Below are 13,481 nucleotides of genomic sequence, written 5' to 3' on the forward strand. Positions count from 1 at the left end.
TTCGGCGCGGACGATAGGAATTTTGGCGTGATCTTGTCTCGGTTCATTTGCTTGCTTCGGCGGGGCAGACGCTGTCCGCCGCTGTCCTCACCAGCGCGATTCGCGGTCAGGGGTCTGCTTGGCGGGCTGCTTGCGCTCTCGACCTTACTGGCGCATGGCGCAACCGCTCCTCGCTGAAGGCGCGGATCACCGCCTGCCAACAGCGATCGCCCCTGATACCAATCCGCTCAGGCCGCCAGACACCTCAAGCCCAAGGGCCACCATTGAAAGCCTGATCCTGAGCCTGGACCGCGTCTATCTGATCGGCAAGGATCCCGAGCAGCCGGGCCGGGAGACGATTCGGCCACTGCGCCGCCTGGATCAAGCTCAACGGCGCCGAGGGGACAGTCGAGGACATCGGGTTTCGCAGCACCCGTATTCGCACCTTCTACGACTCCCAGCTCTCCGTGCCGAACTCGGTCACCATGGGCGCGATCGTCGACAACATGGGCCGGCGCACCTATCGGCGCGTCTACACCACCCTGGCGATCCGCTACGACATACCGCCAGAGCGCATCGAGGCCTTCGTTGAAGGCATCAAGGCCGTGATCATGGCGGCGCCGAGCACCCGTAAGGATGAATTCCACGTGGTGCTGAACGATTTCGCGCCGAGCAGCCTCAACATCATGCTCTACTTCTTCCTGCAGGTCCCGGACTGGTCGGCCGAATTGGTCGAGCGCCAGCGCGTGCTGCTCGAGATCGTCCGCCTCGCCGAACAGCTCGAGGTCAAGTTCGCGTTCCCGACCCAGATCGAGATGACGATTCCCGACAAGCCCAAGAGCCGACTGCAGCACTATCGACTGACTGATCAGGGCCGCCAATGGCTACTTGAACAACGATTCGGCGGCTTGTCGTAGATGGTCTTCATCCTGCATGCTGTTTGAGTCCTGAGCCGCAATGGGCTGCGGCGCGGGATCGAAATGCTCGCAGAAGTTGGCGCGGACCTTGTCGGCGATCGGCTCGGCCAGCGGCTCGAGACAATCATTGGGGCGCCCGCGCTGATAGAGACGACAATTGTGGCAGGCACGCGTGGCCTTGCCGCAGCTCAGGCAGTGATTCTCGCGCCCATAGTCGGCGCGCGTCAGATCAGCACTGCAGTGCCAGCAATGGCCGATGATGTCGGGTTTCATGATGACCTCACCTGTCGGATTCACGCCGCCGCGCGCCAGCCCAGCCTGACCTCGACGCTGTCATAAGGAAACAGCAGTTTGCCATCCTAGAGGCTGCGGTTCGCCGCGATCGGCGGCCGCAGGCCATTCAGGGCTAGAGCGGCGTGCTCTTAGCGCTGACCAACAGCACAGCGGCCAAGCCCACGGCCACGGCTAGCAGCAGCAGCGCCAACTGGCGGCGCAGCCAGCCCTCAGCGCGCGTCAGCGCATCCAGGCCGGTCAAGCCATCGCGCTCCCGCGCAACCCACCAGGCGATCCAGGTCGCTTGCAAGATCGCTAGCCTTTGCAGGATTCCACAGGCGAGATGCCGCAGCCAACGGCCGCAAGCGGCCAATGGCCACCAGAGATCACCGGCTGGCAGCCAGTGGTTCAACCTTGGTGCCACTTTGCGCAGACTCCAGCCGAGGACGACTGACAACAGCAGCCCGAGCCCCAGCGGCCAAAGCAGATCGGGGAGCGCGCTGAGCGGAGGCCAGGCAAATTGGCCCGAGAGTTGGCCCGAGAACGCATCCTCGAGCCCGCCGGCCCAAAACGGCAGGCTGAGCGCGGCGACGACGCTCATCAACCAGGCCAGCGGCATCGGCGCGAGCAAGCGCTGATCATCAGCGCCCGCAGGCGCACGTTGGCGCTGGCTCGGCCTCGGGCTATGGCTCGCCCTTGGGCCATGGCTCGCGCTCAGGCTATTGCTTGGGCGCTGACTTGTCTCGATCGTCTGGCGCCATTGCCTCCATTGACGCCACAGCGTCCGCGCCATCAGCAGCGTGGTGCCGACTGCCGCTAGGCTCAGCCAGAATGCCAAGGCATTTTCACCTGCCGCATCGAGCGTCTTCTTGGTGCCCCACTTGGCGATCAGTCCGGAGCCTAGGGCACCAGCCAACGACAGCGCTGGCAAGGTCAGCAGGGTCCAGAGCAGCCAGGCGGGCCAGCGCGGTGGCTGTTCGCTGATGCCGACACCGAGAAACAGCGCGCCCTTGCTCAAGCCATGGTGGGCGGCGAAAAACGCCACCAGCACGCTGAGCGCGGGCCAACTCTCGGGACGCAGCAGCCCGACCGCGACCAAAGCCGTGATCATGCCCATCTGGCTGACGCTGGAATAGGCCAGCACGGCCTTCGGGTGACGTTGCGCCACGCCCAATAGTGCCGCCGCAAAGGCGCCGGCCAAGCCGACTGACAGCATTGCGAGCCCCAGCCTGTGGAAAGATTCATCGACACCGGCCATGCCCAGAGGCAGCGTGCTCATCCAGCCGACCAGTCCGGCCTTGATCATCGCGCCACTGAGCACGGCGCTGGCGGGCGTCGGTGCCACCGGATGCGCCAACGGCAACCAGAGGTGCAGGCCGATGACCCCGGCCTTGACCCCGAAGCCGAGCCAGAGCAACAGACCTATCCACAGGCCCGCATCAGCGGTCGCCAGAGTTGCGCGCAGCTCTGAAAGTGTCAGTGCCGAGCCCGTGCCGGCGCCCCACAGCAAGCCGGCTAGGATCATGCCTTCTCCGAGCACCGCCATGATCAGATAGGCCAGGCCGCCAGTGCGCGCCTCGCGACTGCCGCTGTAGATCACCAGCGGGTAGGCCGAGAAGGTCATGAGCGCAAAGCCGAGGTAGAAACTGGCAATATCCTCGGCGACGAGCAGCAGCAGATTGCCGCAGAAGGTCAGCGGCCAGAACAGCGCAAAGCGCAGCAGACGCGAGCGGCTTTGCGCGTCGCCGGCCGCAGCCTGGGCCTGCTCGGCGGCGAAGTAGCCCCTCGCGTACCAGCCCGCCAGTCCCCACAACAGGGCGGTGAAGGCCAGCAGCAGTCGGCGTTGATCATTGAGTTCCCAGTGTCCCCCAAGAAGCCAGGCCTCCAGCCACAGACTGCCGTCAGGGCCCAGCACGGCGAGCGCGAGCGCTGGCCAGGGCGCACTGATCCAGAGCCAATCCAGGAGCCAAACCGGGGTCCGGCGCGGCTTCTTCGGTGCGATTAGCGCCCACAACGGGGCTCGCAGCGCCAGCAGCAGGGGCCACAGCAGCGTCGCGAAGTGCAGTGCCGCGAAGAGCAAAGGTGCGGGGGGCAGGGGCGTTAGAGGCAGCTCGGTCATAGCACGAGGTAGGTCTCGTTCACCACCCGGATCGCCCACTGCAAGGGGCTGAAAGGCAGCCCCGCCAGCATCCCGGCCAGTAGGCTGAGCAGCGCCGTGGCCAAGGCCGGTACCAGCAGCCAAGCGCTGGTCTCGAATCGACTCGGCGCGCGCTCAGCCGGCCAAGTGCCGACCCCGTGGGCCGGTCCAGGGCGGAACCAGAGGCGATTGAGGATGGGCAGGAAATAGGCTGCGTTGAGCAGGGTGCTGGCCACCAGCACCGCGATCACCCAAGGCATGTCGGCCTGCATCGCGCCCATGCCCAGCGCCCACTTGGTGATAAAGCCGACCACCGGCGGCATGCCGATCATGCCGAGCGCGCCGACGGTGAAGGCCAGGCTGCTCAGCGGCATGCGCCGACCGACGCCATCCAGCTCATCAATGCGGTGAATCCCCAATTCTTCGGCATAATTGCCGGCGCAGAAAAACAGCGTGACCTTCATCAGCCCCTGATGCAGCAGATGCGCAAGCGCGGCGATGGTCCCGAGCGGCCCGAACAGACCGATCCCGAGCACGATGTATGAGACCTGACTGACGGTGGAGTAGGCCAGGCGCGGCTTGAGTTCCTGCTGGGTCAGCGCGCGCAGGGAGCCGTAAATGATCGTGACGCAGGCGATCACCACCAGTCCATCGAGCACGCCCAGGGCCGCGCTGAAGCCGATGCCGTAGACGTCGTAGACCAGCCGCACGATGCCGAAGGCGCCGGCCTTGACCACCGCCACCGCATGCAGCAGGGCGCTGACCGGCGCCGGTGCCACCATCGCGCGCGGCAGCCAGCCATGCAGCGGCACCAGCGCTGCTTTCACGCCGAAGCCGAGGATCAGCAGCCAAAACAGGCCGACTAGCAAGGCGTGATGGCTAGGGCCGAGTTCGGCCAGGATCTCCTGCTGACCGAAGCGCAAATCCCCGGCCAAGACCTGCAACGCCACCATGCCGATCATCAACAACAGGCCCGCGCTGAGGGTATAGCGCAGGTAGACGGTGGCCGCAGCCAATGCTTTCGGCGTGCCGCGATGCGCGACCAAGGGATAGGTGGAAAGCGTCAGCAGCTCGTAGAAGATCAGCAAGGTGAATAGGTTGCCCGCCAGGCTGATGCCCAGGCTGCTGGTGACACAAAGGCTGAAGAAGCCGAAGAAGCGCCGGCGGTTGGGTGAGTCCTCAAGGTAGCCAATGGCATAGAGGGTGGTGAATAGCCACAGCAGCGAGGACAGCCCGGCGAAGGTGAGCCCGAGCGCGTCCACCTGCAAGACAAAGCTCAGGCCCTCGACGATCGGAAACTCGACCGCGTAGACCTCGCCCGCGATCAGGCCCCGCGCCATCCAGATCACCAGCACCAGTTTGACCAGCGCGGCGGCGAGGTTGAGCGCGGTGCGGGTGCGCACGGCCTGTTCCGGCAGCATGAAGATCACGGCCGCAGTCAGGAGCGAGCTGGCCAGTGTCGCCAGCGGCAGCAAGGCGCTCATGGCGCTCCCGCTGGCGCCAGAAACGACAACGGCCAGGCGGCCGCCAGACCCAGCCCAATGGCGGCTAGCGCCAGTAGCAAGGCGATCAGCTCCATCCCCAGCGGGAGATTGCGGAACGCCGGTTCGGGGGCGTCCTCGACGAAGGAGCAGCGCAGCACCCGGAACACATAGATCGCACTGAGCAGCGTACCCAGCGCGAGTACCATCACCCAGGGCCACTGGCCCGACGCGAGCGAGGCCTGCAGCCATAACCACTTGGCGGTAAAGCCGGCGCTGGGCGGCAGCCCCATCAGGGTCACCGCCGCAAGCCCAAAGGTCATCAGCGAGAGCGGCAGTCGGCGGCTGGTTCCGGTCAGGCCCTCGAGCCGATTCGCGCCGGTCGAGAGCAGCAGATTGCCCGCAGCCATGAACATCGCCGCCTTGGCCAACGCATGCCCGGCGAGCTGCAGCCAGGTTGCCTGCCAGGCCATCAACGCGACGGCGGCGCTGGTCCCGGCCAGTAACGGGAAGGCCAGCATCAGGTACCCCAATTGGCCGACGGTGGACCAGGCCACCAGCTGTTTCAGCCCGACGGCGCGCCAGGCCTGCACCCCACCCCAAAGCACGGCCAGGCTGCCGAGCACGCCGAGCGCCCAGGCGCCGGCGATGGCTTCCGGTAGCAGCGCTCGCCAGAGCAGCAGCAAGATGAAGAACGAGGCTTTGACCACCAGCGCACCATGGATCGCGCTGACCGGGGTCCAGGCGCTGCCATGCACCGGGGCCAGCCAGCTATGCAGCGGAAAGATCGCCGCCTTCAACAGCAGCCCGCTGGCCAGCAGCGCGACGGCGATCTGAGTGACCGGATCGGGTTGGGCGACTGCTGCCAGCCCCGCCAGATCGAGTCGGCCCCAGGCGCCGAGCAGCAAGGCGATGCCGAGCAGCCAGGTCAGCGAGCCGACCAGCGCGAACAGCAGATAGCGCAGGCCTGCGGTGAGGGCCTCGACGCTGCCGGGGAGCAGCATCATGCCAACGGCGCAGAGTCCCATCAGCTCCAGGCCGGCGTAGAGCAGCAGCAGATCGGCCGCGATCCAGATCAACCCGAGTCCCAACGCCAGACCCCCGAGCAGCGGCCAGAGCCAGGCGTAGGCGCGCTTCCTGAGTGGTGTCGCGTGGGCATAGCTAACGGTGTACAGGGCGCTGGCCAGCAGCAAAAGCTGCGTCAGCAGCCATAACAAAGCGGCCAGTCCGTCCAAGCGCCAGTGCAGCGTCAGCGGCCCGAGCGCCAGGCGTCCTTCCATCGGCCCCGTCTCAAGCCCGAGCAGTAACCAGAGCGCCACCAGCGGCAATGACAGGGCGACGAGCAACACCAATCCGCTGTGGCGCGGCGGGCGCACCCAGGCCAGCAGGCCGAGGGCCAACGGCGCAAACAGCAGCCAGAGGAGATGGAACGGCGTTGGCGTCATGTGCCGGGGCTTGGACCAGCGCACGGGCTTCGGCTAACGCCTGGGCTTGGACCTGCTCCCGAGCCCGAGCCCGAACTTGCGACTGCACCGAAGAAGGGATTAAGGGTGACCTGACCAGCCTGTGCATGCAGGCGCAGTAACAGCGCCGCGCCGATCACCGAGCCGAGCAACGCCACCACCAAGCCGATCAGGATCAGCCCCCGGACCTCGGCGGCCGGCCCGGCGAGCCCGGCTAGGAGCAGGAAGACACCGGAGCCGAGCAGGTTAAAGGCCAGCAGCCGGCGCAGCAGATGGCGCTGCGTGGTGAAAGCCCAGAGCCCTAGGCCCATGATCAGCACGCCGGTTGCGGCCAACAGCGTGGTGACCGACGCCGGTGGCGTCAGCGCCTCAACGCTGAGCAACCAGACCAGGGCGGTGCCGGTCAAGCCTAGCCAGGTCAGGATCAGCAGCCAGCGCAGCGGTGCAGCGATCCGCCCACGTCGGGATGTTTCATCCAACGCCGGCAGGCGCGGCAATGCGCCGCGACCGCGCAGTGTCCAGAGCAATGTGCCGCCAGTCAGCAGCGCGCCGAGCAGCGCCTCGGCCAGTGCCAACCAGGGCGTGCCGAGCAGCAGCCAGGCCAGGGACATCAGCAGTGCAAAGGCCACGAAGCCTTGGCAGGCGCGCCACAGGTGCCGCTGCAAGAGGCAGACACCGGCCAGCAGGAGCAACAGTCCCGCCAGTCCCCAGGCTGCGGCTGGAGCCATTATCGATGCCGGTTCTTGGTGATCGGTGCAGGGCCGGGGCGGCGGGATTGTAAGGCGTCATACAGATTCATGTGGGCTTATCGTCGCTGACAGGGGCTTCCAATCGTTCGGTGTGAAAGTCTAACGGATTCCGTTTAGGGTCTCCTCCACTCAGGGTGTTTCGATCAGCACCAAGCGTTCGCCAGAGGCGAGACGGCGGATGATCGGTTTGAGGCGTTGCAAGCGTTCAGGCAGTTCGGCCAGCGCTGTCGTCGCCGCCGCGCGGTCTGCATAGGCACCTAGCAGCACCGCATGCCAGCCGGCGCTCTGATCGGCGGTCTCCAGTTTCAGAGCGCGGAGCGAACCACAGCAGTGCGCCGAGGATCAACCCGGTGAGCGCGGCGGCTGCATAAGCCCCGGGAGTCCCGAGCGCGCGCGTGACGGGCAATCGCGCATGGCGTCGTTGGCGCGCAAGGCATCGGCGAGCAGATCCGATGACGATGCTTGGTGTTCATGGATGTGCATTCTGAGCCGGCCGCTCAGCGGCGGTCATTGACGTCTCGCGCCGGCACGAAACACAATCTGGACGCAGCCACCGATTATACTGGAGAGACGTCATGGCGCAGCGCGCCCCCTCGCGCACCGGCGACAAGGCACTCACGGAGGCTGCGGGCCTCCATCGTGCCGGCAAGCTGGACAAGGCCGAAAAGGCCTACCGTCGCATCCTGCGGCGGCGCCCGACCGACGCCCGCGCGCTCTATTTTCTTGGCATCGCCGTTCACCAACGGCGGCGGCCGAAGGAGGCGATTCGCCATTTTCGCGCTGCGCTCAAAAGCGACGCGAGCAATCCCGACCTGTATCGCCATCTGGGCTTGGCGCTGAAGGACACGGGCCAGCCGGCTGCGGCCGAGGGCGCCTATCGCGAGGCGCTGGCCGTGGCGCCGGATCGTCCGGAGATCCTCGCCAACCTGGCCACCGTGCTCAAAGCGCAAGGTCAGCGTGACGAGGCGCTAGCGGCCTTGGAACAGGCAGTCAGTCTGGCGCCCGATTCCGCTCCGATCCTCACCGCCTGCGGCCATACCCTGCGCGAGACCGGGCGCTTGGATGAGGCGGAAGCCATGCACCGCCGCGCCCTGGCCCAGCGCCCGGATCATGTGCCCTCGCTGACCGGGCTCTCGGCGACGCTGTGGCGCAAGGGGCGCGATGACGAAGCCGCCCAAGCCGCGCGCGAGGCCATTGCCCAGGCGCCGCACCTGGCGCAGGCGCATCTGATGCTGGGCAACGCGCTGCGCCGGCTGCAGCAGCCGCAAGCGGCCATGGCGGCGTTTCGCGCCGCGACCGAGGCCGCGCCCGAGGATCCGACCCCGCGCGTCGGCCTGGCCGAGGCCGCGCAGGATGCCGGCGCCCTGGATACGGCCTTGCAGGAAGGGCGCCGTGCCCTCGCGTTGCAGCCCGAGGCGGAGTTCCTGCATACGGTCCACGGCCAAACCCTCTATGCGCTGCGCGCCGCCGGTCGCCCGGAGCAGGCCCGCGCAGAGGCCGGCGCTTGGCTCGGCGCCTATCCCGACAGCCCCACGGCCCAGCATCTGGCGCCGCCGCTGATGGACACCTCGCCGCCCGAGCGTGCCAGCAGCCCCTATGTGCGCGCCACCTTCGACGCCTTCGCCGAGAGCTTTGATGACCGGCTCGGCGCCCTCGACTACGCCGGGCCGGCGGTGGTCGAGAACCTGCTGCGCGGCGCGCGTCCCGCAGGCGTGGACGCCTTACTCGATCTCGGCTGCGGCACCGGCTTGGTGGGACCAGTCCTGCGCCCGCTGGCGCGACGCCTGGAGGGCTTGGATCTGTCGCCGGGGATGCTCGCCCGCGCCGCCGAGCGACAGGTCTACGATGCCTTGCACGAGGCCGATGCCGAAGCCTTCTTGGCCAACGCGCAAGCGGCCTGGGATGCCGTCATCGCCGCCGATGTACTCATCTACCTGGGGGTCTTGGAGCCGCTGGTGGCGGCCGTTGCCATGGCGCTGCGGCCCGAGGGCCTGTTCATCGCCACCGCCGAGGAGACCGACGGGGCCGCTTGGGAACTGCAGCCCTCGGGGCGCTACCGACACAGTCGGCGATATCTGATTGAGGTGCTCGAAGCGGCTGGATTGCTCATCGAACAGCTCGAAACAGTGGTGCTTCGCCATGAGGGCAATCGGCCGGTGGAGGCCTTGGCGGTCGTCGCGCGCCGCACGGCCAGCGGATCATCTGTATGACCCTCGCAGATGCGGCTAACCATCGCAAATGCCCTGATGAGCACCGACACCACAGTGACGTCAATGGGCGTACTCAGGCGACTGTGCAAGCGGGTTTACGCTTGGCATCGGTCCGTACCAGAGCATTCCCTAGCAAGCGGTCAACTGCCGTTTCTAGGATCATGGTTCGCGCCGAATCCGCCAGCAGCGGTGGATGTGAGGGTTGCGGGCGAAGTCCTTGGGGATGGTCTGGGCGCTGATGTCTTCGATCGTCAGATCGCTCAGCGCCTGCTGATCGAGCTTGAAGCGGCGCTTATTGGTCGAGAAGATCAGCTCGCCAGCAGGCGCAAGCAGGGCCACGGCGGCGCGGATCAGGCCGACCTGATCGCGCTCGACATCGAAGGTGCCGCTCATGCGCTTGGAGGTCGAGAAGGTCGGCGGATCGAGGAAGATGAGCCCAAAGTGACCACGATAGGCGCGCGCCTGCTCCAGCCACTCCAGACAGTTGGCCTGGATCAGTTGGTGATCGCGGCCTGTGAAACCGTTCAGCGCCAGATTGCGTCGGGCCCAGTCGAGGTAGGTCTTCGAGAGATCGACCGTGGTGGTCGAACGGGCGCCACCCCGCGCGGCATGGCAACTGGCAACACCGGTGTAGCCGAACAGGTTGAGGACAGCCCGGTCGGCGGCCAGACGAGCGATCAGGCGGCGCGTCTCGCGATGGTCGAGGAACAGGCCGGTATCCAGATAGTCCTCGAAGTTGACCAACAGGGTCAGATCATCCTCAGCGACCTTGTGGAAGTGACCGGTCTGCGCGAGCCGCTCGTACTGGCCCTTGCCGCGCTGCGGCTGGCGGACCTTGAAGAACAGGTCCTGCTCCGGCACCTCGAGCACCTCGGCGATCACGCCGATGCCCTCGCGCAGACGCCGGCGCGCGGCTTTCGGGTCGATGCCGGGTGGCGCGGCGTATTCCTGCATCTGCACGAAACGTCGCTCCGGGGTCGCCGGATCAGCGCTCTGGTAAACATCGACCGCCAGGGCGTACTCGGGCAGATCGGCATCATAGAGCCGGTAACAGTGGATGCCATCGCGCTGTAGCCACTTCTTCAGCGCCTTCTGGTTCTTGCGCAGCCGGTTGGCGAGCATCTCGGCGCCGGGTCCGCGCTCGGCGGCCGGCAGCGGGCGCGGTCGGTCCGAGACATGCGCCTCGGGGCGGACCTCGAAATGCAGTAGGCGGCATTCGATCGGCCCGTTGTAGAGGGTATGGAAGCGATGCGCACGCAGCCCCATGCGCTTGCCGAGTTCCGGGTTGCCGGTTAGCACGGCGGCGCGCCAGCCCTCGAACTGGGTGCGCAGCAGCGCACCGAGGGACTGATAGAGGCCGGCGAGATCCTCGGCGCCAATGCGCTCACCATAGGGTGGGTTGGTGATCAGTAAACCCGGGCAAGGCGCTGGGTTGGAGGTGGTTTCTGATGCGATGGGATTATCGTTGTCGCGCTCGTTGGCCTTGCTAGTGCTCGTGCCAGTGGCTGGGTTTAGCCCTGGATCTGCGCTCTTCCAAATGGTCCGATCAGAGTTTGCGCTTGAGCTTGTAATTTGGTTTGGGTCCGTGCTTGGATTCGAGTCTTGTCTTGGGCTTTGGCCAGCTCCTATATCTGCGCCTTTTTCAGGGCCAACGGCCGCGTTTTTGACGTTACTCTGGCCTGCCAGGCTTGGCTGGCAATCCTCAAGCGCACTTCGCTCGAAGTGCACATGGCCGGCGAGGCCGGCATGCGAGGCGTTGGCATGTGCGGCCTTGATCGCGCCAGAGTCGAGATCACTGCCGCGCAGCCTCGTATCACTGCGTGCCAGCCGATGCAGCCCAGTCGCGCGGCGCTCCTTGGCTTCGGCTAGCAGTTGGCTCCAGGCCGCTGCCTCATGGCCGCGCCAGCCGCTGAAGCCCCAATAATCGCGGCGCAGTCCGGGAGCGATGTCGGCGGCGATCAGCGCGCCTTCGATCACCAGGGTACCGATGCCGCACAGCGGGTCGAGCAGGTCGCCGCCGCCGGCGGCGATCTCGGGCCAGCCAGCACGTAGCAGCAGCGCTGCTGCAAGCGTTTCCTTTAAGGGCGCGGCGCCGCCTTGGATACGCCAGCCACGCCGATGCAGGGCCTCGCCGGAGAGGTCAATGAAGAGTGCCGCTTGGTCGCGGAATAGACGGCAGCGAAGCGCCAGATCGGGCTGGATCGGGCGCACGCTGGGCCGGCTGCCACTGCGCTCCCTAATCTGGTCGACGATTGCGTCCTTGATGCGCTGCGCCGCGAACTGGGTGTGCTCGATCTGCGAACGGGCGCTGTCGACAGAAACCGCGAGGGTCTGCTCCGGGCCAAGATGTTCGGACCAATCGATCTCGCGCACGCCTGCGTAAAGGGCGTCGGGGTCGGGTGCGGCGAAGTCGCTGAGCGGCAGCAGCACGCGGCTGGTGACCCGCGACCAGAGGCAGACGCGGTAGGCATCGGCGAGGCTGCCGGAGAACTCGACCCCGGCGCGGGTCTCGACCGCGCTGTCGATGCCAAGCCCGCGCAACTCATCGGCGAGCAGGCTCTCGAGATTGCGGGCGGCGCTGGCGAGGAAGTGTTGCTCGCTCATTTGTCTGATGCCGCTGAAGATGCAGGCACGGGCGCAGATCCCTCTGCAGGTGTAGGTGCAGGCGCTTCCGCCATCATATCCGCAGATGCGCGCGTCGATCCGGATGCGGGCATCGATCCGGAAGAGCGTGCAGCTGCGGATGCAGCGGCAGGCGTGGATGAAGTCAGCGCGTCATCATCGGCGGCTGGAGTAACCGGCGCGCTCGGCAGTGTCCGCACCGAGTCCGGCAACTGCGAAACCAGCACCTCGGCGAAGGCATCCAGCGCCTGCTGACGCGGGAAGCTCCGCCGCGAGACCAGCGAGATGCGCCGATAGGCATCGCGCAGATGCAATGGCCGGCGCACGATCGGGCTGTCCGGCGGGGTCTCGCCGCTGCAGGCCAGCGCCGGGAGCAGAGTGCAGCCGAAACCGGCGCCGACTAGCTGCAGCAGGGTCTCGAGGCTAGAGGCGCGCAGGTCGGCCATCTCGCCGCTGCGTGGCCGCTCGGCCAGCCGACAGACCTCCATCACCTGATGGGTCAGGCAATGGCCGTCGCTGAGCAGCAGCAGCTCGGTCTCCTCAAGATCGGCCGCAGTAATCTCGGGCTTGTCGCCGAGTGGGTGCTGGCGCGGATGGGCGAGCCAGAACGGCTCCTCGAACAGCGGCCGCGCGACCAGCTCGGGCTCGGTGACCGGCGTCGCCAGCAGCGCCGCATCGACCTCGTGATGCTCGAGCCGCTTGAGCAGGGTCTCGGTGATCTCCTCGATCAGCACCAGCTTGATCTGCGGCAGGCGCTCACGCAGTGGCAGCAGGATCAGCGGCAGCAGATAGGGGCTCAGCGTCGGGATGGCGCCGATGCGCAGCGGTCCGGCGAGCGGATCCTGGTGGGCGCGCGCGACCTGCTCGATGGCATCGGCCTGCTCCATCAGCAGGCGTGCGTGTTGCAGGATCAGCTGACCGGTCGGGGTGATCTCGACCGAGCGGTTGGTGCGCTCGAAGATGGTCACGCCCAGCTCGTGCTCGAGCTTGCGGATCTGGCCGCTCAGCGTCGGCTGACTGACGAACGAGCGCTCGGCGGCGCGGCCGAAATGCCGGGTCTCGGCGAGGGCGAGGATGTATTTGATATCGCGCAGATTCATAAGAGGGACAGTGCAAATGCCTTGGCGTCGGGGGCCAGCGCCGGGTGAGTCTGGTCGTCTCTTTGCTCAATGATTCGGCTTGGGGGCTGCCTGCCCGCACTCAAACGCACAACCGGGTTTCTAGCAGCGACGAAGACAAGCATACCCTGAACCTGCCTAGAATCCTGTCCCCACACCTAGGGCATGGCTCTGAAGCGCGTGCGGGGCGGCAACCGGGGGCGAGCGCACGGGCTCCTGGAGTAGCGCCCGCACCACAGAATGAGCTTGCGACCTGCTGGGAGTTCTAATGCCCTCCAGCAGTTTGTGCCTTCGGCGAAGCGGTCAACTGCCGTTTCTAGGATACTAGGAGGCAACGACAGCTGGCGACCGACCGCTCATCACCCGAGGCGCTATGTCCAGTCAACCGCTCCCTATCAGCATCCAGACCTTCCGCGAGATCCGCGAGGGGAATTATTGTTACGTCGACAAGACCGCCGAGGCCAAAGCGCTAGCGCAACAGGGCAAGGCCTATTTTCTCTCGCGCCCACGACGCTTCGGCAAGAGCCTGTTC

At 66.4% G+C, this 13,481-nt stretch carries 11 protein-coding genes; 3 read left to right on the plus strand and 8 right to left on the minus strand.

The genetic code is table 11. From position 1 onward, the window contains the following. Positions 1 to 359 precede the first annotated feature (359 nt). Entirely contained in the window at positions 360 to 896 is a 537-nt protein-coding gene (locus tag AC54T3_RS05045) for a mechanosensitive ion channel family protein (RefSeq protein WP_496622881.1), read from the plus strand. On the opposite strand, the gene AC54T3_RS05050 is transcribed toward AC54T3_RS05045, so the two are convergent. The 6 genes from AC54T3_RS05050 to AC54T3_RS05075 form a co-directional block, all read right to left on the minus strand. After that, entirely contained in the window at positions 864 to 1,169 is a 306-nt protein-coding gene (locus AC54T3_RS05050) for a hypothetical protein (RefSeq protein ID WP_496622860.1), read from the minus strand. The genes AC54T3_RS05045 and AC54T3_RS05050 overlap by 33 nt on opposite strands. 133 nt (positions 1,170 to 1,302) lie before the next feature. Continuing rightward, on the minus strand, positions 1,303 to 3,288 hold the full coding sequence (locus AC54T3_RS05055) for a proton-conducting transporter transmembrane domain-containing protein (protein ID WP_496622862.1): 1,986 nt from the start codon (positions 3,286 to 3,288) through the stop codon (positions 1,303 to 1,305). Continuing rightward, positions 3,285 to 4,790: a complex I subunit 5 family protein gene (locus AC54T3_RS05060; RefSeq protein ID WP_496622863.1), complete on the minus strand. Its 1,506-nt coding sequence runs from the start codon at positions 4,788 to 4,790 to the stop codon at positions 3,285 to 3,287. Before AC54T3_RS05060 ends, AC54T3_RS05055 begins: the two co-directional genes overlap by 4 nt. Then, positions 4,787 to 6,256, minus strand: a complete 1,470-nt coding sequence (locus AC54T3_RS05065) for a complex I subunit 5 family protein (protein WP_496622865.1) — start codon at positions 6,254 to 6,256, stop codon at positions 4,787 to 4,789. Before AC54T3_RS05065 ends, AC54T3_RS05060 begins: the two co-directional genes overlap by 4 nt. Next, positions 6,229 to 6,978, minus strand: coding sequence for a hydrogenase subunit MbhD domain-containing protein (locus tag AC54T3_RS05070; protein WP_496622867.1), 750 nt, complete (start codon positions 6,976 to 6,978; stop codon positions 6,229 to 6,231). Before AC54T3_RS05070 ends, AC54T3_RS05065 begins: the two co-directional genes overlap by 28 nt. A gap of 150 nt (positions 6,979 to 7,128) precedes the next feature. Then, positions 7,129 to 7,308, minus strand: a complete 180-nt coding sequence (locus AC54T3_RS05075; RefSeq protein ID WP_496622883.1) for an SPOR domain-containing protein — start codon at positions 7,306 to 7,308, stop codon at positions 7,129 to 7,131. A 266-nt stretch (positions 7,309 to 7,574) separates the two neighbouring features. On the opposite strand from AC54T3_RS05075, the gene AC54T3_RS05080 reads away from it, so the two are divergent. Further along, on the plus strand, positions 7,575 to 9,209 hold the full coding sequence (locus AC54T3_RS05080; protein WP_496622869.1) for a tetratricopeptide repeat protein: 1,635 nt from the start codon (positions 7,575 to 7,577) through the stop codon (positions 9,207 to 9,209). Positions 9,210 to 9,368: 159 nt separating this feature from the next. Here AC54T3_RS05080 and rlmKL read toward each other — a convergent pair whose 3' ends face one another. After that, positions 9,369 to 11,813 carry a bifunctional 23S rRNA (guanine(2069)-N(7))-methyltransferase RlmK/23S rRNA (guanine(2445)-N(2))-methyltransferase RlmL gene (gene rlmKL, locus AC54T3_RS05085; protein WP_496622871.1) on the minus strand — a complete coding sequence of 815 codons (2,445 nt, stop codon included), beginning with the start codon at positions 11,811 to 11,813 and terminating at the stop codon, positions 9,369 to 9,371. Next, positions 11,810 to 12,931 (minus strand): LysR substrate-binding domain-containing protein, encoded by a 1,122-nt coding sequence (locus AC54T3_RS05090; RefSeq protein ID WP_496622873.1) that lies wholly within the window; start codon positions 12,929 to 12,931, stop codon positions 11,810 to 11,812. Before AC54T3_RS05090 ends, rlmKL begins: the two co-directional genes overlap by 4 nt. Positions 12,932 to 13,322: 391 nt before the next feature. On the opposite strand from AC54T3_RS05090, the gene AC54T3_RS05095 reads away from it, so the two are divergent. Next, on the plus strand, positions 13,323 to 13,481 hold a 159-nt coding region (locus tag AC54T3_RS05095; protein WP_496622884.1), incomplete at its 3' end, for an AAA family ATPase.

The organism is Halochromatium sp. NSM3 (assembly GCF_059621085.1).